The sequence below is a fragment of the Promicromonospora sp. NPDC023987 genome (assembly GCF_040639055.1).
GTDB lineage: Bacteria > Actinomycetota > Actinomycetes > Actinomycetales > Cellulomonadaceae > Promicromonospora.
This window is the reverse complement of record NZ_JBEZZF010000012.1, coordinates 81,385-102,753: the sequence shown is the minus strand read 5'-3', so window position 1 is coordinate 102,753 and position 21,369 is coordinate 81,385. Positions and strand designations below refer to the sequence as shown.

20 protein-coding genes are annotated in these 21,369 nt (G+C 71.0%); 11 read left to right on the top strand and 9 right to left on the bottom strand.

Annotated elements, in window-relative coordinates:
• The first annotated feature begins 176 nt into the window (after nucleotides 1–176).
• From AB0F40_RS08525 to AB0F40_RS08515, 3 genes are all read left to right on the top strand, one after another.
• Nucleotides 177–1,481, top strand: coding sequence for a serpin family protein (locus tag AB0F40_RS08525; protein ID WP_357465684.1), 1,305 nt, complete (start codon nucleotides 177–179; stop codon nucleotides 1,479–1,481).
• A 124-nt stretch (nucleotides 1,482–1,605) separates the two neighbouring features.
• Complete coding sequence (locus AB0F40_RS08520) at nucleotides 1,606–1,740, top strand: hypothetical protein (protein WP_357465683.1); 135 nt, start codon at nucleotides 1,606–1,608, stop codon at nucleotides 1,738–1,740.
• Between the two features lie 178 nt (nucleotides 1,741–1,918).
• Entirely contained in the window at nucleotides 1,919–2,437 is a 519-nt protein-coding gene (locus tag AB0F40_RS08515) for a hypothetical protein (protein WP_357465682.1), read from the top strand.
• An 81-nt stretch (nucleotides 2,438–2,518) separates the two neighbouring features.
• On the opposite strand, the gene AB0F40_RS08510 is transcribed toward AB0F40_RS08515, so the two are convergent.
• Together AB0F40_RS08510 and AB0F40_RS08505 are read right to left on the bottom strand one after the other, a co-directional pair.
• Nucleotides 2,519–3,493 (bottom strand): hypothetical protein, encoded by a 975-nt coding sequence (locus tag AB0F40_RS08510; RefSeq protein WP_357465681.1) that lies wholly within the window; start codon nucleotides 3,491–3,493, stop codon nucleotides 2,519–2,521.
• A gap of 198 nt (nucleotides 3,494–3,691) precedes the next feature.
• Nucleotides 3,692–4,159 (bottom strand): MarR family winged helix-turn-helix transcriptional regulator, encoded by a 468-nt coding sequence (locus tag AB0F40_RS08505; RefSeq protein WP_357465680.1) that lies wholly within the window; start codon nucleotides 4,157–4,159, stop codon nucleotides 3,692–3,694.
• Between the two features lie 51 nt (nucleotides 4,160–4,210).
• Here AB0F40_RS08505 and AB0F40_RS08500 point away from each other — a divergent pair, with 51 nt between their 5' ends.
• Complete coding sequence (locus tag AB0F40_RS08500) at nucleotides 4,211–5,092, top strand: alpha/beta hydrolase (RefSeq protein WP_357465679.1); 882 nt, start codon at nucleotides 4,211–4,213, stop codon at nucleotides 5,090–5,092.
• Here AB0F40_RS08500 and fdhD read toward each other — a convergent pair.
• Nucleotides 5,065–5,997 carry a formate dehydrogenase accessory sulfurtransferase FdhD gene (fdhD, locus tag AB0F40_RS08495; RefSeq protein ID WP_357465678.1) on the bottom strand — a complete coding sequence of 311 codons (933 nt, stop codon included), beginning with the start codon at nucleotides 5,995–5,997 and terminating at the stop codon, nucleotides 5,065–5,067. The genes AB0F40_RS08500 and fdhD overlap by 28 nt on opposite strands.
• Before the next feature lie 500 nt (nucleotides 5,998–6,497).
• Between fdhD and AB0F40_RS08490 the strand changes: the two genes are divergently transcribed.
• Nucleotides 6,498–8,816 carry an FdhF/YdeP family oxidoreductase gene (locus AB0F40_RS08490; protein WP_357465702.1) on the top strand — a complete coding sequence of 773 codons (2,319 nt, stop codon included), beginning with the start codon at nucleotides 6,498–6,500 and terminating at the stop codon, nucleotides 8,814–8,816.
• A gap of 61 nt (nucleotides 8,817–8,877) precedes the next feature.
• Here the strand turns inward: AB0F40_RS08490 and AB0F40_RS08485 are convergent, their stop codons facing one another.
• The 3 genes from AB0F40_RS08485 to trmB all read right to left on the bottom strand — a co-directional run bounded on the left by AB0F40_RS08485 (nucleotide 8,878) and on the right by trmB (nucleotide 11,860).
• Entirely contained in the window at nucleotides 8,878–10,509 is a 1,632-nt protein-coding gene (locus tag AB0F40_RS08485; RefSeq protein ID WP_357465701.1) for a cation acetate symporter, read from the bottom strand.
• 11 nt (nucleotides 10,510–10,520) lie between these two features.
• Complete coding sequence (locus tag AB0F40_RS08480; protein WP_357465677.1) at nucleotides 10,521–10,859, bottom strand: DUF485 domain-containing protein; 339 nt, start codon at nucleotides 10,857–10,859, stop codon at nucleotides 10,521–10,523.
• 221 nt (nucleotides 10,860–11,080) lie between these two features.
• Entirely contained in the window at nucleotides 11,081–11,860 is a 780-nt protein-coding gene (gene trmB, locus AB0F40_RS08475) for a tRNA (guanosine(46)-N7)-methyltransferase TrmB (RefSeq protein ID WP_357465676.1), read from the bottom strand.
• A gap of 132 nt (nucleotides 11,861–11,992) precedes the next feature.
• On the opposite strand from trmB, the gene AB0F40_RS08470 reads away from it, so the two are divergent.
• From AB0F40_RS08470 to AB0F40_RS08460, 3 genes are read left to right on the top strand one after another with little or no spacing between them, the layout of a single operon-like run.
• Nucleotides 11,993–12,301, top strand: coding sequence for a CopG family transcriptional regulator (locus AB0F40_RS08470; protein ID WP_357465675.1), 309 nt, complete (start codon nucleotides 11,993–11,995; stop codon nucleotides 12,299–12,301).
• Nucleotides 12,302–12,306: 5 nt separating this feature from the next.
• Nucleotides 12,307–12,732: a PIN domain-containing protein gene (locus AB0F40_RS08465; RefSeq protein ID WP_357465674.1), complete on the top strand. Its 426-nt coding sequence runs from the start codon at nucleotides 12,307–12,309 to the stop codon at nucleotides 12,730–12,732.
• Between the two features lie 11 nt (nucleotides 12,733–12,743).
• On the top strand, nucleotides 12,744–13,031 hold the full coding sequence (locus AB0F40_RS08460; protein WP_357465673.1) for a hypothetical protein: 288 nt from the start codon (nucleotides 12,744–12,746) through the stop codon (nucleotides 13,029–13,031).
• 24 nt (nucleotides 13,032–13,055) lie between these two features.
• Here AB0F40_RS08460 and AB0F40_RS08455 read toward each other — a convergent pair whose 3' ends face one another.
• Nucleotides 13,056–13,631: a TetR/AcrR family transcriptional regulator gene (locus tag AB0F40_RS08455; protein ID WP_357465672.1), complete on the bottom strand. Its 576-nt coding sequence runs from the start codon at nucleotides 13,629–13,631 to the stop codon at nucleotides 13,056–13,058.
• Between the two features lie 87 nt (nucleotides 13,632–13,718).
• Between AB0F40_RS08455 and AB0F40_RS08450 the strand changes: the two genes are divergently transcribed.
• From AB0F40_RS08450 to AB0F40_RS08440, 3 genes are all read left to right on the top strand, one after another.
• The gene (locus AB0F40_RS08450) at nucleotides 13,719–14,720 is read left to right on the top strand and encodes an alpha/beta fold hydrolase (protein ID WP_357465671.1); all 1,002 of its coding nucleotides are present in this window, start codon (nucleotides 13,719–13,721) and stop codon (nucleotides 14,718–14,720) included.
• Nucleotides 14,721–14,916: 196 nt separating this feature from the next.
• Nucleotides 14,917–15,468, top strand: a complete 552-nt coding sequence (locus AB0F40_RS08445; protein ID WP_357465670.1) for a type IV toxin-antitoxin system AbiEi family antitoxin domain-containing protein — start codon at nucleotides 14,917–14,919, stop codon at nucleotides 15,466–15,468.
• Entirely contained in the window at nucleotides 15,465–16,403 is a 939-nt protein-coding gene (locus AB0F40_RS08440) for a nucleotidyl transferase AbiEii/AbiGii toxin family protein (RefSeq protein ID WP_357465669.1), read from the top strand. The genes AB0F40_RS08445 and AB0F40_RS08440 overlap by 4 nt, the downstream gene beginning before the upstream one ends.
• Before the next feature lie 125 nt (nucleotides 16,404–16,528).
• Here AB0F40_RS08440 and AB0F40_RS08435 read toward each other — a convergent pair whose 3' ends face one another.
• Both AB0F40_RS08435 and AB0F40_RS08430 read right to left on the bottom strand, forming a co-directional pair.
• Nucleotides 16,529–17,752: a HupE/UreJ family protein gene (locus AB0F40_RS08435; RefSeq protein ID WP_357465668.1), complete on the bottom strand. Its 1,224-nt coding sequence runs from the start codon at nucleotides 17,750–17,752 to the stop codon at nucleotides 16,529–16,531.
• Nucleotides 17,749–21,180, bottom strand: a complete 3,432-nt coding sequence (locus tag AB0F40_RS08430; protein ID WP_357465667.1) for a metallophosphoesterase — start codon at nucleotides 21,178–21,180, stop codon at nucleotides 17,749–17,751. Before AB0F40_RS08430 ends, AB0F40_RS08435 begins: the two co-directional genes overlap by 4 nt.
• Nucleotides 21,181–21,369: the final 189 nt, after the last annotated feature.

Genomic DNA, 21,369 nt, shown 5'->3' with positions numbered 1-21,369 from the left:
CTAGAAGGTCGGGACAGATTGTGCCTGGCGCCACTGACACTTGTCGCATCCTGCGACGCGTGTCAGTCGCCGGGTCATCCCGCGTGTCCCGGGCCCGGGACACGCGGGCCGCTGCAAGTTCGAGCCAGGTCGCCACACAGACCGGTCAGAACCCGCGCCAGTCCCCAGGAGAAGCCGTGCATCGTCGCCGCCCCGCCCCTCGCTCCCCCCACCGCCGCACGACGGCGACCACCGCGGTGGTCACGACCGTCGTCCTCGCCCTGGCCGCCTGCGGACCGGGCCCCGACGAGGGCATGGAACGCTCCGACGCCGCGCGCCTGGTCGTCACGCCCGCCGACGCACCCGCGAGCGCCGACGCCGTCCGCGCCACCGAGGAGCTCGGCCTGCTCGCGCTGCGTGCCTCCGCGGAGCCCGACGCGAACGCGCTGGTCTCCCCCGCGTCGCTGACCTTCGCCCTGGCGCTGCTCGCAGAGGGGGCCCGCGGGGAGACCGCCGCGGCCCTGGACGCGGCGCTCGGCGCCTCGGGCGAGGACCGCACGTCCGCGTACAACGCGCTGCAGGGTGCGCTCGCACGGCACGACGGCGATCCGGCCGTCGTGCAGGACGACGAGCTCCCCGACCACCCGGTGCTGCACCTGGCGAACCAGGCGGTGCTCGACGACGACCTCGCCGTCGAGCAGGACTATCTCGACGCGCTCGCCACCGCGTTCGACGCCGGTGTGCAGCGCACCGATCTGGGCACGGACGAGGGCAAGGCGGTCCTGGACGCCTGGGTGAACCACCACACCGGCGGTCTGATCGAGGAGTCCGCGATCGAGCCCGACGCGGCGCTGCGCCTGGTGCTGCAGAACGCGGTGCTGCTCGCGGCGGCCTGGGAGACCCCGTTCGAGGAGAGCGCCACCCGCGACGAGGACTTCACCGGGCCCGACGGCACGGCGCCCACCGAGATGCTGCACGGCTCACAGTCGTGGGCCCATGCGGAGAGAGGCGGCTGGGCCGCCGTCCGTCTGCCCTACGTCGACGCGTTCCACGCGGACGTGCTCCTGCCGCCGGCCGGCACCGACCCGGCGGACGTGTCGCCCGAGACGCTGGCGGCGCTCACGAGCGCCCTCGACGACGCACCGCCGCGGACCGTCGAGCTCGCCATGCCGACGCTGGAGCTGGAGCCGCCCGCCCTGGACCTGGCACCGGCGCTCGCGGAGGCCGGGCTAGGCGGCCTGTACGCCGGGCCCGACCTGTCCGGCATCACGACCGCCGAACCGCTGCAGGTGAGCGAGGTGTGGCAGCAGGCCTACCTGAGCCTGGACGCGGACGGCACCGTCGCGGCCGCCGTCACCGAGGTCGGCGTGGAGACGAGCGGCGCGATGCCGACCGAGCCTGCTGCCCGGATGATCGTCGACCGCCCGTACCTGCTGCGCATCGCCCACACCGAGACCGCCCTGCCGCTCTTCCTGGCGGCCGTGCGCAGCCCTCAGCACTGACGCCGCCTGGTCAGGGGACGAGCGCCGACGCGAATACGGTCGGCGGCGCTCGCCATCCACCTGTGCATCGGCCAGGCGTATGCCACCAGCGTCCGGGCACGCTCGTCGAGGGAAAGGTGTGACCATGCGGGAGCCGACCCCGGAACCGACGTCGAACCAGGTCCCACGACTGGTCGTCACCTGGCTCGTCGTGACCGTCCCGCTGGCCTACGGGCTGTTCCAGACGATCAGGAGCGTCATCCCGCTCTTCGCGGGGTAAGGCTTCAGCGCCCACCCTGATACGCCGCAGGACGGCATTTCGGCCTGCGGCGAAACTTTCATCCGCTGCCGAACGTCGCCGCGGCGGGGCTCCTCTGTTCCTAGATTCGGTGGTGTTCCGCGCAACAGCCCGGCACGGGGTCGGGCGACGTGAGCACGGGGCAGGATGGAAGGATCCGATGTCACTCCAGAAGCGCGCACTCGCCGCACTGTCGGGTGTGTTGATGGCGTTCCTCGTCGCCCTCGGTGGTATCCCGGCGGCGCAGGCATCCGACGGCGCCCAGGACGCCACCCGCGTCATGAGCAGCTCCGAGAACGGACGGGAGCTGCGGGCGGCGTCCGCGGCGGACGCCGACGCGGGCGTCCTGGCCAACCCGGGGGTGTCGCCGGCGCCGGAGAAGACGGCCTACAACCGGAGCCTCAGCCAGGCATGGAGCCTGGTGGACGCGTGTCCGAGCGGTCGGTTCTGCACCTACCAGCGGGAGGACGACGGCCAGTACCGGGTGTACCAGTTCTACCGGTGCGGCGACTACCGGCTTTCGTACTGGGGCGACAGCCGCGACTCGCACAACAACCAGACCGGCGGCGTGACCGTCCGGCTGCTTGGGTCGAGCGGGCAGCAGGTCAATTCGGTCGCGGCAGGCCAGCAGAAGTACGTGAACTGGGACCCGGTCTGGACGATCCGGCTCTGCGGCTGACCCACCGGCCGACGTCGCGCCCCGCGCCCCCGCCGCCAGTCGCGGGCGCGCGGGGCGCGACGCGCTCTCGTACCAACTCAGTCAGGCCGGCGAACCGCTCAGCAGCCCGTGGCCCAGCGCGGTGAGCTCGTGCGACGTCTGGTTCCCACACCGTGTGGAGCGGATCAGCCCGGCCCTGCGCAGCACGGTCGCGTGCTCGGACGCCGAGGCCAGGGAGGCTCCGAGCCGCCGGGCCAGCCCCGACGTCGTCGCCGGCTGCACCAGCGCCTGCAGCGCAGCCGCACGAGTCCGGCCCAGCAGGCTGGCCAACGGCGCCCGCTGATCGGCCCCCGGGGCGCCGACCAGGCTCACGCAGTGCTCGATCGGGAAAAGGAGCACCGGCTCGAGCTCCGGATCGGCGAAGGTCATGGGCTTGCGCCAGCAGAAGTACGAGGGCACCAGCCGCAGCCCGCGCCCCGCCAGGTGGACGTCACGATCCACGGTCGGGTTGTCGATCGTCAGGACCGGTCCGTCCCAGGTCACAGTGGAGTGCAGGGACGACAGCACACCCTCCACACCACTCATCGCCAGCACACGGGCGCGGACCATGAGGTCGGCGTCCACCGCGGCACGGATCCGTGTCCAGTACGGCTCGATGGCGTGGGCGTGGTAGGCGGACATCGTCGCACCCAGCCCGTCCACCGCCTTCACCAGGCCGTCCCGGAGGTCCGACGCCCACGTCGAGACGTCCTTCTGCTCGCCGAGGCGGTCGATGTCGATCCGCAGCCGGTCCCGGTGCGTGAAGAGGACGCCGTCCAGCCCATCGGCGAAGTCGGTCGTCCCGTCGGCCGGCGTGAGGAAGTCCGGCGAGTACCCGCGGGGAGGCGTCAGGTGCAAGTACGGCACAGCAAGCCGGGGCAGGTCGGCGACGACCCGCGAGCGCCACACCCCGAACGTCCGGACCTCGCGGAGCTCGTTGACCAGGTGGGCGCTGAGCAGCGTCTCCCACATCGGGTCGGGTCCGGGTGCGATCCGGACCCGTGCGAGATCGTCGGACGTGAAGTGGAACCGGAGCATGGTCTCCCCAGTGGGCGCGCAACGGTGCGTGGACGGTGCGTGACTTCTCTGCCGTAAGCAAGAGAGGGCGCAAGGTGCGCTCCCGTACATGTCACTTCCGTACCTGTCGCTTCCGTACGGGTGGCAGGCGGGCGCAACCGTAGGGCGGCCGAGCGCCGCGGAACTCCGCTCGGGGTGCAGATGCTCGGACCGTGGGCCTCACGTCGCACGCCCTGTCTCCAGCGCGCGCCGCACCGCCACGAGGACCCGCGCGAGGTGCGCGAGGTCGTCGTCGGGCGCTCCCGTGCCCCGCAGCAGCGCGGCCGCCTCGTGGTCGAGGGTGGGCAGCACCTCGTCCAGGACCTGGCGCCCCACCGGGGTGAGGGCAAGGAACGAGGAGCGACCGTCCTCGGGGTTGGCCGTGCGTCGCACCAGCCCGTCGCGCACCTGCCGGTCGACGGCCTTGCTTGCGGCGCCCACGGTGATGCCGAGACGCCGGACCACGTCGGAGACCCGGCAGTCCGGCACCTCGGCGACGGTACGGAGCACGTCGAGCCGGCCGAGCCCGTGTCCGTGCGCGGCGCGCAGCCGCGCGTCCAGCAGGGTGTAGAGCCGCACCTCGACGCGGACGAGGTCGTCGACCAGGTCGGCGTGCTCGAACCCGTCGCCCGCCGGAATAGATTCCACGGAATCTTGTTTGGCTTCCATGGAATCTATCTTCGGGCATGGAGGAGAACCATGGACCAGAACTCGCTCGCCGAGCTCCGCACCTTCTACGCGTCGTTCGGCCGGATGCCGCTACCGGACGCCACCCGCGTGACCGAGACCGCGCTCGGCGGCGTCCCCGCCCTCGACGTCGCCGTGCCACAGGCCGACGACGACGCGGGCGTGCTGCTCTACCTGCACGGCGGCGGCTACGTGATCGGCGCCGCCCGCACCGGCGTCCCGCTCACCGCCACGCTCGCCGCCCGAGCGGGCCTGCGCGCACTGTCGCTCGACTACCGGCTCGCCCCCGAGCACCCGTTCCCCGCGGCCGTGGACGACGCCCTGGCCGCCTACCGCGCGCTGCTCGACGACACCGACCCGGCGCGCGTCGTCCTCGCGGGCGACTCCGCCGGCGGCGGCCTCGCCCTCGCGACGGTGCTGGCCGCCCGCGACGCCGGGCTCCCGCTGCCCGCCGCCGTGGCCACGTTCTCCGGCTGGTTCGACCTGACGCTGTCCGGCCCCAGCCTCACCGGCAAGGAAAGCGTGGACCCGATCTTCGACGCCTCCGACATCCGGGAGTACGCCGAGACGTACCTGTCCGACGGCGCCTCGGCCAGCGCTCCCCTCGCGAGCCCCGTGCTCGCCGACCTGCGCGGACTGCCGCCGCTCCTGCTCCAGGTCGGCACGCACGAGGTGCTGCTCGACGACTCCACCACCCTCGCCGCCCGCGCCGCAGCGGCGGACGTCGAGGTCACCCTCGAGACCTACCCCGGGAGCGCGCACGTGTTCCAGCACCAGCACGGCACCGATCCGGCGGCGGCACGAGCCATCGACTCCGCGGCGGCATTCCTCGCGCGCCAGGCCGGGCACACCGACGGCTCGACCGCTCAGACCACCCGGTCCGCCCACGTGTAGACGTTCATCGAGTCGCCGCGCACGAAGCCGAGCAGCGTCAGACCGCACTCGTCGGCGAGGTCCACGGCCAGCGTGGACGGCGCCGAGATGGCGGACAGCACCGGGATCCCGGCCCGCGCCGCCTTCTGCACCAGCTCGAACGACGCCCGCCCGCTGACCTGGAGCACCGTCCCGGCAGCGGGCAGGACGCCGTCGCGCAGCGCCGCCCCGACGACCTTGTCGACGGCGTTGTGCCGGCCGACGTCCTCCCGGACGTACCGCGGCTCGCCGTCGGCGGTGAACAGGCCGGCGGCGTGCAGGCCGCCCGTCCGGTCGAAGGCGCGCTGGCGCTCGCGCAGCAGGTCGGGCAGGGCGGCGATGACGTCCGCGCTCACGGTGACCGGGTCACGGGCGACCGGCCAGCGCAGCCCGGCCCGCACCTCGACGACGGTGTCCGACCCGCAGACGCCGCACGCGCTGGTCGTCGCGAAGGCGCGCTGCCGTGGGGGTTCGATGCCGCGGGCCAGCGCCACCTCGACGGTGTTGTCCTCGTCGGGGCACAGCCGCATCCCCGCGATGTCCTCTGCCGCGGCCACGGCTCCCTCGGAGACCAGCCAGCCGGCCACGAGGTCGAAGTCGTCGCCCGGGGTCCGCATCGTCAGGGTCAGGGCGCTGCTGCCCGGCGCCGGGCCGCCTGCCGGCGTCGTCCCGCCACCCGGCACGGGGCCGGCGCCCGGCACGGGGCCGGCGCCCGGACCCGTGCCCGTGCCCGTGCCTGGGCCTGGGCCTGGGCCGAGGCCGGGGCCGGGGCCGGGTCCGACCAGCCGGACCATCAGCGGTTCCTCGACGGCGAGCGTGTCCGGACGTGCCGCGCGTGCGCCCGCACGGACGCGGACAACGCGCCGTCGGTCGGTGACGACTCCCATGCCGCCAGTCTCGCACCCGCACCGGCCGATATGTCCATGCCTTGGGCCTGGGTAGGCGTGGGCGTGGGCGTGGGCATGGCTCCGGCTCCGGCTCCGGGCCTGGGCCTGGGCCTGGGTCCCCGACCGACCCCGGCCCCGCCTCGACCCGGGCCCTGAGCCACCTGGCACCCGCCCATTGCAGAGTTAGGTGCACCGCGAGATCACGAGTGCAGAGATCGTTGCGGTTGCGACCTCTCACACCGCAACGAAGTCTGCAGTCGGCGCAGGTGCCCGCAACCAACTCTGCACTCGGCACACCGGCCAGCTCCACGGTGGCCCAGTGCCTGGTCCCAGCCGCCCAGCACCCCGCATCCAGCACCCACACCCACACCCACACCCACCCGCACCGACCCAAGCCCGCCCACCCCGAGCAGCCCCGCCCACCTCACCCCCACACTGACCGATATGTCCCGACCCGCTACACCGGATGAAGTCCGGCGTAAGGTCAAACCGTGACCGACGTGAGCGACGAAGCCCGCACCGACGCCCCCGAGCAGGCCCTGCGCGTCGGCCCCCCGAAGAGCAGCGCCGCCGGCGTACCGGGAGTCGTGCACGGCCTCGCGCACGTCTTCGACGAGGCCGGCGTAGCGCGCGGCCTGCGCACGCTTCCCCTGGTCAACCAGCACCGCGGCTTCGACTGCCCCGGGTGCGCCTGGCCGGAGCCCGGCAAGCCACACCTGGCGGAGTTCTGCGAGAACGGCGCCAAGGCCGTCGCCGAGGAGTCCACCCGCAAGCGCGCTGACGCCGCGTTCTTCGCCGAGCACCCGATCTCCGAGCTGGCCACGTGGACCGACCACCGGCTGGGCAAGTCGGGCCGGCTCACGGAGCCCATGCTTCGGGACGAGGGCTCCGACCACTACCGGCCCGTGCCCTGGGACGAGGCTCTCGACCTGGTCGCGTCCGAGCTGCGGGGCCTCGACTCACCGGACCAGGCCGCGTTCTACACCTCCGGCCGCACCAGCAACGAGGCCGCGTTCCTCTACCAGCTCCTCGCCCGCAAGCTCGGCACGAACAACCTGCCGGACTGCTCGAACATGTGCCACGAGTCGTCGGGCACCGCGCTGACGGAGACGCTCGGCATCGGCAAGGGCAGCGTGTCCCTCGAGGACATCACCGACCACGCGGACCTGATCGTCGTCGTCGGGCAGAATCCCGGGACCAACCACCCGCGGATGCTCACCGCGCTCGAGGAGGCCAAGGACCGCGGCGCGCGGATCGTGGCGATCAACCCGCTGCCCGAGGCGGGGCTGCAGTCCTTCAAGAACCCGCAGCGGGTGCGTGGCGTGATCGGGCAGGGCACCAAGCTGGCCGACCGGTTCCTGCAGGTCCGCCTCGCCGGCGACCTGGCGCTGTTCCAAGCGGTCAACCGCCTGCTCCTGGAGGCGGACGACGACGCCCGCACCGCCGGGCACCCGGGCGTCCTGGACCACGAGTTCATCGCCGAGCACACCTCGGGGTTCCCCGCGGCCGCGGCAGCGTGGCGCGCGGTGGACCGGACCGACGTCGAGCGGGCCACCGGGCTGGAGTGGTCCGAGATCGAGGACTTCGTGGGCGACGTCCTGGCCGCCGAGAAGGTCATCGTCTGCTGGGCGATGGGCCTGACCCAGCACAAGCAGGCGGTGGCGACCATCCGCGAGGTGGTGAGCTTCCTGCTGCTGCGCGGGAACGTCGGCCGCCCGGGCGCCGGCGCCTGCCCGGTGCGCGGGCACAGCAACGTGCAGGGCGACCGCACCATGGGCATCTGGGAGCGCCCCACCGAGCCGTTCCTCGACGCGCTGGCCACGGAGCTCGGCTTCGATCCGCCGCGCGCGCCCGGGCTCGACGTCGTGGACACCGTCCGGGCCCTGCGCGACGGACACCTGCGGGTCTTCATGGCCGTCGGCGGCAACTTCGCCGCCGCCACGCCGGACAGCGCCGTCACCGAGGCGGCCCTGCGGGAGGTGCCGCTCACGGTGCACGTCTCGACCAAGCTCAACCGGTCCCACGTGCTGCCCGGCAAGCGGTCCCTCGTGCTCCCGTGCCTCGGACGCACCGAGCGGGACCGCACGGGCGGGCGCGAGCAGGTCGTCACGGTCGAGGACTCCATGAGTGTGGTGCACACGTCGCGGGGGCGGCTCGCACCGGCGTCGGACCACCTGCGCAGCGAGACGGCGATCCTCTGCGACCTGGCCCGCCGGGTGCTCGGTCCCCAGGACGACACACCGTGGGAGGAGTTCGCCGACGACTACTCCCGCATCCGCGACTCGATCTCCCGCGTGATCCCCGGCTTCGAGGACTTCGAGCGACGGGTCGCCGAGCCCGGCGGGTTCGTGCTGCCGCACCCGCCGCGCGACGCCCGCCTCTTCCCGACGACCACCGGCAAGGCGAACTTCACGGTGAACGAGCTGGAGGTGGTCCAGGTCCCCGAGGGCCGGCTGCTGCTCCAGACCGTCCGCTCCCATGACCAGTTCAACACCACCGTCTACGGCCTCGACGACCGGTACCGCGGCGTGAAGGGCGGACGGCGGGTCGTGTTCGTGCGTCCCGAGGACCTGACGGCTCTCGGGTTCGCCGACGGCGACACGGTGGACCTGGTCAGCGAGTGGCCCGGGCGGGACGGGAGCACGGAGGAGCGCCGGGCTCCCGGGTTCCGCGTCATCGCGTTCCCGACCGCGCGCGGCTGTGCGGCAGCCTATTTCCCGGAGACCAACGTGCTGGTCCCGCTGGACCACACGGCAGAGGGCAGCAACACCCCGGCCTCCAAGTCGGTGATCATCCGCCTAGACCCCACCCCCCGCTGAGTGCTGGCTATTTGTGGGTTTCGGCGCCGCAGATCCACAAAAAGCCAGCACTCAACGAGGGTCAGTGGGCCGTTGCCTTTTCCGCACCCGCGCCCGTGAGGGAGCGGACCTCCATCTCGGCGTACTTCTCCGGGTGCGACCGCTCCTTGCTCAGGTACGTGCCGACGATGCCGAGCACGAACGCGAGCGGGATGGTCACGATGCCCGGGTTGTCGAGCGGGAACCAGTGGAAGTCGATCGAGGGATCCTTGATCATCGACAGGCTGGCTCCGGTGGCCGGGTCCACCTTGCCGGACACGACCGGCGAGAAGATGATCAGCAGGATCGTCGAGCTCAGACCGCCGTAGATGCTCCACAGCGCGCCGGACGTGTTGAACCGCTTCCAGAACAGCGAGTAGATGATCGTCGGCAGGTTCGCCGACGCCGCGACGCAGAACGCGAGCGCCACGAGGAACGCGATGTTCTGCCCGTTGGCGAAGATTCCGCCGATGATCGCGACGATGCCGATCACGACGACCGTCCAGCGGGCCACCCGGACCTCGCCGTCCGGCGCCACCTGCCCCTTCTTGATGATGGAGGCGTAGATGTCGTGGGAGAAGCTGGCCGCCGCGGTGATGGTCAGGCCGGCCACCACCGCGAGGATGGTCGCGAAGGCCACCGCCGCGATGATGCCGAGCAGGATCTCGCCGCCCAGCTCGAAGGCGAGCAGCGGTGCGGCGGAGTTGGCCCCGCCTGGTGCCGCGAGGATCACCTCGGGTCCGACGAGGGCCGCGGCGCCGTACCCGAGCACCAGGGTGAACAGGTAGAAGATGCCGATCAGCCAGATCGCTACGACCACGGACTTCCGGGCCTCCTTGGCCGACGGCACCGTGTAGAACCGCATCAGCACGTGCGGGAGGCCCGCGGTACCGAGCACCAGGGCGAGCGCAAGCGACAGGAAGTCGAGCTGCGTGATCGCGGAGACGCCGTACTTCGCGCCCGGCTCGAGGAGGGCCTCACCGCCCTCGCCGGCCACCTTGACGGCCTCCTGCATGACCGCGGAGAGGCTGAAGCCGAAGTTGGCGAGCACCCAGACCGTCATGACGGCAGCACCCGCGATGAGCAGCGTGGCCTTGATGATCTGCACCCATGTGGTGCCCTTCATGCCGCCCACCAGCACGTACAGGATCATGAGGGCGCCGACCACCGCGATGACGACGCCCTGGCCGACCGAGTCGGTGACGCCGAGCAGGAGGGCCACGAGCCCTCCGGCGCCGGCCATCTGTGCCAGCAGGTAGAAGAACACGACGGCGAGCGTGGAGATCGCGGCGGCCAGCCGGATCGGACGCTGCTTGAGCCGGAACGACAGCACGTCCGCCATCGTGAACTTGCCGGTGTTGCGCAGCAGCTCGGCGACCAGGAGCAGAGCCACGAGCCAGGCCACGAGGAAGCCGATGGAGTACAGGAAGCCGTCGTAACCGTTGACCGCGATAGCGCCCGCGATCCCGAGGAAGCTCGCCGCCGACAGGTAGTCGCCGGCGATCGCCGTTCCGTTCTGCGTGCCCGTGAAGTTGCGGCCGCCGGCGTAGAAGTCGGCGGCGCTCTTGTTCTGGCGGGACACCCGGAAGACGACGATCAGGGTGACCACGACGAACGCCGCGAAGATGCCGATGTTGATCCAGATGTTGCCGACGTTGGTGGCCGCCGCTGCCATGACGGTCCCGTTCACAGCTGGCCCTCCTCGATCTCTTCGCGCATGGCCTTCGCCCGGGCGTCGAACTTGTTGTTCGCCCACCGCGCGTAGACAGTGGTGATCACGAACGTGGACGCGAACTGCAGTAGCCCGAAGATCAGGCCGACCGTGAAGGTCCCCCCGACGCGGATGCTCATGAACTCGTGCGCGTAGGTGCTCAGGACCGCGTAGAGCAGGTACCACACGAGGAACAGTGCGGTCATCGGGAAGACGAAGTTCCGGAACGCCTTACGGAGGCTCTGGAACTCTTCCGAGCGTTCGACGCGTTGGTAATCGGTTTCAACAGGCCCTGGGGCCGGTACGTCACTCATGACGCCTCCACTGGCTCATGGGGACACGCGCTCTGCCCGCGACCCGGTGCGCCCTTCGCACCGCGCCCAATGTTCCGTATTTCACATACTCGAGGCAATCGGTTCTCTCGGCGATTTCCGACTTGACCAAGTCGTTACATTTCACCCGCTCCTGGCGCGGCATGGGCAGCCCCAGGGCCGGGTCGACGGCGTCAGCGGCGACGGCGTCAGCGGCGACGGCGTCAGCGGCGGACGTACGTCAGGTCCGCGATCGCCCGGCCGGCACCGTGCGCCTTGCGCTCGAACCCGGTCAGCACCCGCCGCTCGAAACGGGGCGCCTGGTTCCCGGAGCCGTGCGCGTTGCTGAGGTCCTCGTCCGCGTCCAGGGCCTCGATCATCTGCTCGGCGTACTCGGCCCAGTCCGTGGCGAGGCGCAGCGTCCCGCCCGGCCGCAGCACACGGGCAGCGAGCGCCGCGAACTCCCCGGTGACCAGGCGACGCTTGTGGTGGCGCGCCTTGTGCCAGGGGTCGGGGAAGAAGACCCAGAGCTCGTCCACCGTCCCGGCCAGGATCGTGGTCGCCAGCAGCTCGGCCGCGTTGGCCTGCACGAGTCGCAGGTTGGGCAGACCGGCCTGACCGAGGGTCGCACCCGCTCGCTCGGCGCGCGCGATCGTGTGCGCGAGCCCGGGCTGGTAGACCTCGACGGCGAGGTAGTCACGCTCCGGGTCGGTGGTGGCAGCGTCGACGACGGCGTCACCGAGGCCCGATCCGATCTCCACGACCAGCGGTGCCCGGCGACCGAACACGGCTTCCCTGTCGAGGACGAACTCCGGGTCGACGGAGGTACGCGCGATCGCCCTCGGCACGTCCACGAGGTACGTGGAGTGGAGCTCGGTCCACATCCGCTTCTGCTTGTCCGTGAGCCTGCCGGACCGGCGCACGAAGGAGACCGGCTTGGTCCGGAAGCCCGAGAGCTCGGGACGGTCGGCGGCGTCGGGTCGGGGAGGAACTGGCTGGCTCACACCGAAGAGCGTACGAGGTGCGGGCCGGGCATTGCGTATCCGCAAGGATTCGCGGCTCGCCGCGCACACCGCGGGGAGCGCGCGGCAGGCTGTGGGCAGACGCCGGACCCCCGGCGAACGGAGGAGCTGAACATGCGCGCCATCGCACCGCCTATCGACCTGCCCGTCGACGTATGGCAGTCGTACCATATGCAGATGGCTCTCAAGCGGACCACGGTCTATCTCGACGAGAACGACCTGCGCGACCTCAAGATCGCCGCCGCGCGCCGCGGCGTCAGCGAGGCCGAGATCATCCGCGAGGGCGTGCAGCAGGCGCTTCTCCGCCACCGCGTGTGGGACGAGCCAGTCGGTCTCCCGCGCGCCTCGAGCGGCGATCCGACCTTCGCCTCCCGGACCGACGAGATCCTCGGGTCGATGGGCTCGGAGCCCAGCGCCGAATGATCGTCGTGGCGGACACCTCAGGCATCATCGCCTCGATCGACACCGACGCGCCCGAGCATGCCGGCGCCCGCAGCGTCATCGACCGCGCGAGCGCCGTCATCGTTCCGCCGGTCGTCCTCGCGGAGCTCGACCATCTCGTCACGGGACGATTCGGCCGCCAGGTCGCCGGCACGCTCCTGGACGTGATCGTCCGACAGACCACGTCGGGTCGATTCATCATCACCCAGCTCGCCGCCGACAGCCTGCGCGCTGCGCGCGCGGTGCAGGTCCAGTACGACGACCTCCACCTTGACCTCACCGACGCCGTCATCGCGGTCACCGCCCGGGACTACTGCACGACCGCGATCCTGACCCTCGACCGTCGGGACTTCCGCACCATCCGCCCGCTCACGGAGGACCGGGCGTTCCGCGTCCTCCCCGACGACGCCTGAGCGGTGAAGCCATGACCGACCACTCCTGCTCGCGGGTCGAGCTCGACGGCCGACGGATCGTCGTCGACCTGTCCGACGCCGACCTCGCGCGACTCACGGCGACCGCGCACAGGCGCGGCGTCGACGGCGCGCGGCTCGTCCTCGGGTGGATCCGGCGTGGGGTGAGCGACACCTGGACCCGACCTGGCGAGCCGTTCAGCGCGGCGAACCGGATGGACCGAGACGTCGAGGTCGCGCGGAACGCCGAGGAGCTGTTCGGCGGCGTGCTGGGCGAGAGCGGCAGCGACCGCTCCGGCTGAGCCGCCGTCAGATCCGGTCGACAGTCAGATCCGGTCGACCTCGGCTTCGAGCATGGCCACGGCCTCGTCCGGCTCGAGGTCCCCGACCAGCACCCGCAGGGTCAGCCCGTCGGCCAGCGCGAGCAGACGCCGGGCCTGGTCCAGGGCCGCCGGATCCTCGGCGTCAGCGCCCGCACCACGGCCGGCGCGGATCAGCCGCACGCACTCCTCCTCGGCACCCCGCCGTGCCTCGGCCAGCACCTGCCGGACGGCGGTGTGGTTGATCGACTTCGCCACGTAGGCGTACCAGACGCTGACGCCGATGCGGCCGCCGTCGTCCTGGGGGATCTGCTGGCTCACGACGTGCAGCAGCCGATCGCGCGGCGCGGCGTCGGCTGTCTCGAGGTAGCCACCGTACGCGCTGTCGACGAGCGCGGTGCAGCCCGCCAGGACGAGGGCCTCCTTGGTGCCGAAGTAGTGCTGGATCCGGCCCATCGAGACGCCGGCCTCCGCGGCCACGTGGCGCAGGCTGACGCCCTCGATCCCCTGCTCGGCGATCACCAGCCAGAGCGCGAAGACGATCTGTCGGCGGCGCTCTGCGTGATCGACGACTCTCGGCATGCGTACAGCGTAGCAATACGATCGCATCGCAACCTGTTACGATGCGATCGTATTGCAAAACCTTACCTGCCCCTGAAGGGATCCCCGATGCGCGAGAACCAGACCCGGCGCACGCGGCGCCGCTGGCCGATCGTCCTGCTCGCCGCCGTCGCGACCGTCTCCACCAGCGGACTGCTGCTGCTCCTCGCGACAGGCGGCCCGGGCGTCGGCCACTTCCGGACGTCGGAGGCCCGCCTGGCCTACGAGGACGCGTACGCCGAGGCGCTCGGCGGCATGCCGGAACCCACCGAGACCCACGACGTCGAGACGAGCTTCGGCACGGTGCGCGGCTACGCCTGGATCGCGGAGGGCCGGGCCGACGCCGCCCCCGTCGTCCTGCTGCCGGGGCGGTCGTCCGCCGTCCCGATGTGGGCCGACAACCTGCCGCACTACATCGAGCACCGCACGGTGTACGCCTTCGACGTCATCGGCGACACCGGTCTGTCCGAGCAGACGGTCCCGATGCGCGGCGTCGGAGACTCCGCCCAGTGGGTCGACGAAGCCATGGCCGGCCTGAGCATCGAGCGCGCCCACCTGGTGGGCCACTCCCAGGGCGGCGGGCTGGCCGCCGCCGTCGCGGTGCGCCATCCGGAGCGCCTGGCCAGCCTGACCCTGCTGGAGCCGATCCTCACCCTGGGCACGCTGCCGCTGTCGGTGGTGCTCGCGAGCATCCCGGTCTCGCTGCCCTTCCTGCCGGACTCCTGGCGGGAGGCAGGTCTGAACAAGATCGGCGGCGTCGAGAACGAGGAGGTCGACCCGAACGACCCTCTCGCCAGGATGATCAACCTCGGCGCCGAGAGCTACGACTCGTCCGGGCTACCGAACCCCAGCCAGCTGACCGACGCCCAGCTGAAGAACCTGCCCATGCCGGTCTACGTGGCGATCGCGAGCGACTCGTCGCTGGCGGGCGGCGAGGCCGCAGCCGAGAAGGCCAAGCTGATCCCCGACGCCCAGGTCAAGATCTGGCCCGACACCACGCACTCGCTCCCCATGCAGGTGGCTCCGGCGTTGGACGCCGAGCTGGAGAAGTTCTGGTCGGCACACCCTTAGCGACTCGCCCAGAGCATCGTCGGCCACCCGGCCGTTGCCTATACGCAACGTTACTCATCAACGCGAGCCAAAAGTCGGCAACTGCTTGAAGATGGTGGCCATGGCAATTCAGACCAGCACGGTCCATCTCCGTTCTCGAACCAGACTGAGTCAAAACACTAATGCTTCCGTTAGTGTTTTGACCCGGAGGGGGATCATGCACGCACTGGACCTGCTGTGGGACGTGGCGCTCGACCAGCATGGTTTCGTCACTCTGTCCGACGCCCGGCGACTTGGTATCAGCGAGGGCGCCGTCGCCATGCTCGCCCGAAGAAGGAAGATCGAACGGGTCGCGACCGCGATCTACAGGTTCCCCAGGTTTCCAACAAGCCCGAATGCCCCGTACATGCAGGCAGTCCTGTGGACCGGTGATCCTCGAGCCTGTCTGAGCCACGAGACGGCGCTCGCCGCGTACGAGGTCAGCGACATCAACCCCGGTCGCATAGACGTCACCGTTCCCCGGAACCGGCGCATCCGCCGTTCCGGCGGAGATTTCTACGCGGTCCACCACGAGGACCTCGCCGACGACGAGATCGGCTGGTGGGACGAGATCCCGACGGTCACTCTCGCGACCGCGATTCGACAGTCCATCGACAGCGGTGTCCCGACCTACCTGATCCGGCAGGCGCTGGAGCGCAGCGCTGCGGCTGGGCGCCTGCACGCAGTGGATGAGCAGGCGCTCGCCACTCGCCTGGACGAACGGGCGTGACCGCCGGTGACCCGATCGCCCTGATCGGCTACCTCTCGGACCGCGACAAGGAACCCACGAACGCACGAGTCCTTGACGCCTGGATTGCCGCGGCACACGACAAGGTTGACCTGGACAGCGGGCGCCTCGGCTGGTTGGTCGCGTCCACCGTAGTGGTGGCCTCGCTGCAGCGCGCCGTCGGATCATCCGCCCACCCGACCTTCCTCCTCAAAGGAGGGACCTACCTGCAGCATCGCCTTGGTAGGTCGGCTAGGCCGACCAGGGACGTCGACGGGATCATCAGCGGCGACATCGATGAATTCGTCCGACGCCTCGACGCCGTCCTGGCCGAGCCATGGGGGCCCCTCGCCCTGCACCGCGGTCCCATCGAGACGATCGAGACCCCCGCCCGCGTCGCAAAGCCACGCCGCTTCGACGTCAGGCTGAGCATCCGGGGAAAGATCTGGCGCAGGATCCAGGTCGAGATCGCACCCGATGAGGGCTCGGCAACCGTGAGCAACGATGTACTCCCGGCACCGCGGCTCGACCACTTCGGCCTGCCATCACCCGATCGGCTACTGGGGATCGCCCTGCGCTATCAGATCGCGCAGAAGCTGCATGCGTGTACGGATCCGCACGATCCGCCGACCGCCAGGAACGATCGTGCACGCGATGTAGTGGATCTGCTCGCTCTGCGAGACCTCGCGCAGGTCAAGGGCGTCGTTACGCTGCGCGAACTGAACGCGGCATGCGCAGATATCTTCAGTGCGCGGGCCAGCGATGCACATGTTCTCGGACGAGCCGCACGTCCATGGCCGTGCACAGTGGAGGCGTATCCGCACTGGCGACCCGACTTCATCGCAGCCGCGACAGCGATGGGACGCCCAGACCTGACGATCGATATCGCGGTATCCGAGGTCAACTCCTGGATAGCGACCATCGTGGGCGCCGCATGATCAGCAGCACGGCGGATGAGCAGGACCAGCACCCGCCGAACGTAGGAGTAGTCGCCTCGTAGCTGCTCATGAGGCGACCACTCCTACGTTCGACGGGTTGGAGCGAGCAGGCCTACGGTCGGCGGTCACCCGGTTCCCGCTAGCCGTTCCACCAACCAGTAGAGGGCGACCACCGCGATCGCCGCCGTCGCCGCTCCGAGCACCCACCGGGCCGTCCGCGAGGCACGCACACGAAGCAGCACCAGCAGCGGGAACACCACGGCGATGATCCCGAGCTGCACGGCCTCGATGCCCACGTTGAACGACAGCAGCGACCACAGCAGGGTCCACGACCAGGCGGCCTCGATCCCGAGCGCACCCGCGAACCCCACGCCGTGCACCAGCCCGAAGGCGAACACGACGGGCAGCCGCCACCGCTCCCAGGCCGTCAGCGCACCGCGTGCACCGGCGTCGGCCCGCCAGCGCAGGCCGTCGCGCACCGTGCCGGACGGCGCGCCGGCGCGCCCGCGCCAGATCAGGTACAGGTCCACGGCGGCCACCACCGCGATGGACGCCGCGATGATCGGCTCAACCACCGCCGCGGGCACCGACACCACACCCAGCGCCGCGAGCAGGAACGTCACCGAGTGCGCGACGGTGAACGCCGTGGCGGTCCAGACGATGTCGCGCAGCCTGCGGGCGCCGATCAGCAGCGCCAGCAGGAACAGCACGTGGTCCAGCCCGAACAAGAGGTGCTCGCCGCCCAGCACGAAGAACTCGCCCACCTGCTTGAGCAGTCGGTTCTCCCCTGTGGTGAGCGTGGGCGACGCCGCGGTGAGCACCGCGGAGCCCTCCTCCTCGTCGAGCGTGTACGCCACGATCGTCTCGGTGGAGTGCACGAACGACTCGGCGTCCGGGAACAGGCCGCTGGACACCTCGTGCACGCCCTCCGGCCCGCCGTCGCACGCGAACGAGTACGTCAGGGAGGCATACGGCCGCTCCCCACGCTCCACCACGTCGGCGGCATCGAGCGTCGGCACGCACGGCTCGCCGTCGTAGGCGACGGCGAACCGGTCGGTGACGTACCCGTCGACGGCCCGCTCGTGCTGGTCGAGCTGCGCGAGCTGGTCGTCCCGGTCCGTCGCCTCGTACGCCTCGGCCCGCAGCCAGGCGGACTTCATCAGCAGGTCGTACTCGAGATCGAGCACGGCCGTGACGTCCGCCGTCGGCCCTGCGCCGTCCGACGCCGCAGGGGTCACCTCCGCGTAGACATCGCTGGTGGCGTCGTGCGCCCACGCGGTCTGCCCGACGGCGGGGCTGCTCACCACTGCGAGCAGCCCCGCCAGGGCCACGGTGCGTCCGAACCTCAACGCCGCGCCGTCGTGAAGTACGCCGGCGACGCCGTCGTCGTGCCGCCCCCGGAGGTGCTGGCCGTGACGAACCAGGCGTAGGTGCGGCCCGGCTTGAGCCGGTCCCACCGGACCGAGGCGACCTCACCGGAGGCCACCGTGTCCGTACCGATCCGGTGCACCGGGTCGTACAGCACCACGGACTCGGTGGTGAACGACGTGGTGCGGGAGGTCAGGTCGACGGGCAGCACCATGTTGTCCTCGAGGCCGTTGTACCGCTGGTCCTCGTCGTACTCCGTCGCGCCGAACTCGCCCAGCAGCGGCGAGTAGGTGTCGATGGACACCTCGCCGCGGTCGACGTCGAACTGCAGCATGCGGAAGAACGAGGCGCCGAACCGGAGCCGGTCGGTCGGCTTGTAGCCACCGATCTCGGTGAGTCCCAGCTGGTCGGCGGACACCGTGTAGAACTGGTAGTCCGCGAGCAGCTCGACCACGCCGCCCCCGATGTCGCCGACCACGGGCGGGCGTACGTTGGTGCCCACGCCGTGCCGGTGCCCGGCCAGCACCATGAACACGTTCGGGTTGTCCTTGACGAGCAGGTTGTACAACAGCGGCCCGTCGGACCCGCCGAAGTTCGCGCCGCGCCCGTCGGGCGACGATGACGGCTCCAGGTAGTCGTGCGTGAGCAGGATCCCGTTGCGGTCCGAGTACCGGTCGAAGATCGAGGCGGCCCACTCGGCCTCGTCCCTCGTCACGCCGTAGGACAGGCCCACGACCACGAAGTCCAGGCCGCCGGCCGAGAACAGGTCGTAGTGGTTCTCGTTCGAGCCCGGCTCCATGGAGCCGCCGTAGGTCGCGTCCTCCCAGCCCTCGGCGAGCTCCTCGTACCGGTCCGGCCCGAAGTGCTGGTTGAACAGCTCCGGGTTGGTCCCCGACTGGTTGTCGTGGTTGCCCGCGACGACGCCGTTCGGGATGCCCGCCGCGTCGATCCGGCCCTGGGCCTCGGACGCGAACTCGAACTCGCCCGCCACCTGCTCCTCGAGCTCCGGCGGGATGGCCCGGATGTTGTTCTCGATGATGTCGCCGGTGTGCGCCACGTACGCGATCTTGCGCTGCTCGGCGTTGTCGACGATCCAGTCCATGACGCCCGTGTAGGCCTTGCCCCACACGGCACGCTCCTCGGCGGTCTCCTGCTCGACGGCGCCCTCCGACAGGTACTGCGTGTCCGTGTAGTGGACCATCGAGAAGTCGTAGTCGTCGGGGTTCGCGAACCGGTCGGCGTCGCCTGCGTCGATGTCGTCCGCGAAGGGGTCCTCGCCCGTGACCATGGCGCGGACCTTGCCCCGGTCCACGTAGTCCCGGGTCACCGCGCCCTCGAGCACCGTGGCGCCGTCGACGGCGCCGCGCGCGGAGGCGACGACGTCCCAGGCGGACGTGTCCGGGTTCCAGGCCCGGAGGCTGACCAGGCGCGCCGGGTCGGCAGTGCCCTCCCAGCGCAGCACCGGCGCCTCGACCTTGCCGCGGACCGGCACGTCGAACCGCTGGTAGGTCACGTCGCTCGACGTCGGCGAGTCCGCGGACCTGCCGTCGCCCGGCTCCAGCGCCCTGGTGCTCAGCTTCTCCTGGCCGGGCACCCGCAAGCCGGTCGGCACACCGTCGCTCTCGCCCTGCCAGGCCCTGGTCGGCGTGAGGATCTCGGCGCTGGAGAAAGTGGTGGTGACCTTTCCGCCGTCCGGTTCCGCGACCTCGGCGCTCAGCGTCACCGTGCGGCCCACGTCCGAGGCGCCCGACGCCGGTGCGACGTCGACCGGCACGTCCGGGATCCCCGCGCTGGCGAACGCGATCTCGTGGGTCACCTCGTTGCCGAGGCCGTCGGTCGCCGAGACCGCGAGGGTGTGGTCACCCGCGGGGAGGCCCGGGCCGACCAGGTCGCCCAGGGCGATCTTCTCGCCGTCGAGCGTGATGTCCGGGCCCTGGACCACGCCGGACGCGTCATCGACCGAGACCGCGAGCGGCACGCTCGAGGTGAGCCGGTCGCCGTCGGCCGGGGTGACCGTCACGAGCGCCGGGCCGGTGTTGTCCGTGAACAGGGCGCGGGTCGCGGTCTCGCCGGTGGTGGAGGTGGCGGCGAGCTCGTGCTCGCCGTCGTCCAGCGTGGCCGTGTCGAGGTCGGCGCGCAGGCCGCGCGCGGCGGCGTCGACCTCGAAGGTCGCCGTGATCTCTCGCAGCAGCGAGGTGTTGGACCCGCAGGTGCCGTCGCCCAGCCGGTAGGTGGGCTCGAGGCCGACGCCGGACGCCGTGCCCTCGGCGGGCGTGAGCGCGAGGTCGGAGATGGTGAAGTCGTCGCGGTTGCAGTCGTCCGCGAAGGTCCCCGTGATGACCTGGACGGTGTTCTCACCGGGGCGCAGCCACTCGTTGGGGATCGTGACGTCCACGCGGCGGCTGGAGTACGAGCCACCCAGCGGTGTCTCGATCCCGTTCACGACCAGGAGGTTCGCGGCCCTCCCGTCGACGGAGTTCGAGCCGACGTCGAACGAGAACGCCGCATCGCCGGAACCCAGGGTGCCGGTGGTCTCGACAGCCTCGCCGTCGACGGTGAGCGCGGTCGTGCCGCCGTCGCCGTCCGCCGGGCGGGCGCCCGTGACGATGACGGTGCCGTTGGCGAGGGTGCCGTCGACCGGGGTGAGGCGTGGCGCGCCGGTCGGCGCGTTGTTCACGCGGACCTGGTGCGCCGTCACGTCGCCCGACGCCGTGCGCGCCTCGATCGTGTGCTCGCCGTTGGCCAGCGTGGTGGTGTCGAGGTCGGCGCTGAGGCCGGTCGTGCCCTGCGGGTCGCCCTGGAGAAAGAAGGACAGCTCGGCCTTGCGCAGCAAGTTGCCGTTGGTACCGCAGCTGCCGTCACCGAACGCGTAGGTGTACTCGTTCTCCTCGCCGTCGGCCAGCTCGCCGAGCGGCTCCAGCGTGAAGTCGGACAGCACGAAGTCGTCGTGGTTGGTGCCGCAGCTTGTGGCGAACGTCCCTGCGACCACCTCGACGGTGTTCTCGCCGGTCACGAGGTACTCGTTGGGGATCTCCAGCTCGACCCGCTCGTTCGCGGCGTCGGGCAGGTGGATCGGCTCCGACCCGTTGACGGACACGTAGTTCTGGTAGCGCGCCTCGGTGGAGTTGCTGCCGACGGCGTAGCTGAGGACCGAGGTGCCGAGCGTCTCGGTGGCGCCAGGCACGTCGGTGCCGTCGACGGTGAGGCTCTCGACGTCGTCGCCGGGGGCGACAGGCTCGGCCGCGACCGGAACGGTCCCCTCGAGGAACTCTCCGTCGGCGGGCGTGAGGGCCGGACCCTCCGGCGCCGGAGCCGCCGGCTCACGCGGGGCCGTCGCGGCCGTGCTCCCCGCGGGGCGACCGGTCTCCGCGGGTGCAGCGGACGACGACGTCGCGACCCACCCCGTCATGACGAGCGTCCCTGCCGTGACCGCTGCGACGAGACCCGCCTGCTGGCGACCTCGCTGTTTCCTGGTGACTGGCCGCATGGCCGTCCTCTCTCTGTTCCGTCAAGGTGGACGGCCCTGAGCACGTCCGGAGGCCAACCTGACCTGGACTGATGAACGGAAGAGGAGCACCAGGCAACCTGCGGACAAACT

Coding starts and splice junctions, on each gene's coding strand:
- AB0F40_RS08520 (WP_357465683.1), top strand. CDS start 1,606: ATGCGGGAGCCGACCCCGGAACCGACGTCGAACCAGGTCCCACGACTG.
- AB0F40_RS08485 (WP_357465701.1), bottom strand. CDS start 10,509: ATGGCAGCGGCGGCCACCAACGTCGGCAACATCTGGATCAACATCGGC.
- AB0F40_RS08515 (WP_357465682.1), top strand. CDS start 1,919: ATGTCACTCCAGAAGCGCGCACTCGCCGCACTGTCGGGTGTGTTGATG.
- AB0F40_RS08470 (WP_357465675.1), top strand. CDS start 11,993: ATGCGCGCCATCGCACCGCCTATCGACCTGCCCGTCGACGTATGGCAG.
- fdhD (WP_357465678.1), bottom strand. CDS start 5,997: ATGGGAGTCGTCACCGACCGACGGCGCGTTGTCCGCGTCCGTGCGGGC.
- AB0F40_RS08445 (WP_357465670.1), top strand. CDS start 14,917: ATGCACGCACTGGACCTGCTGTGGGACGTGGCGCTCGACCAGCATGGT.
- AB0F40_RS08510 (WP_357465681.1), bottom strand. CDS start 3,493: ATGCTCCGGTTCCACTTCACGTCCGACGATCTCGCACGGGTCCGGATC.
- AB0F40_RS08455 (WP_357465672.1), bottom strand. CDS start 13,631: ATGCCGAGAGTCGTCGATCACGCAGAGCGCCGCCGACAGATCGTCTTC.
- AB0F40_RS08500 (WP_357465679.1), top strand. CDS start 4,211: ATGGACCAGAACTCGCTCGCCGAGCTCCGCACCTTCTACGCGTCGTTC.
- AB0F40_RS08450 (WP_357465671.1), top strand. CDS start 13,719: ATGCGCGAGAACCAGACCCGGCGCACGCGGCGCCGCTGGCCGATCGTC.
- AB0F40_RS08430 (WP_357465667.1), bottom strand. CDS start 21,180: ATGACGGGGTGGGTCGCGACGTCGTCGTCCGCTGCACCCGCGGAGACC.
- AB0F40_RS08460 (WP_357465673.1), top strand. CDS start 12,744: ATGACCGACCACTCCTGCTCGCGGGTCGAGCTCGACGGCCGACGGATC.
- AB0F40_RS08480 (WP_357465677.1), bottom strand. CDS start 10,859: ATGAGTGACGTACCGGCCCCAGGGCCTGTTGAAACCGATTACCAACGC.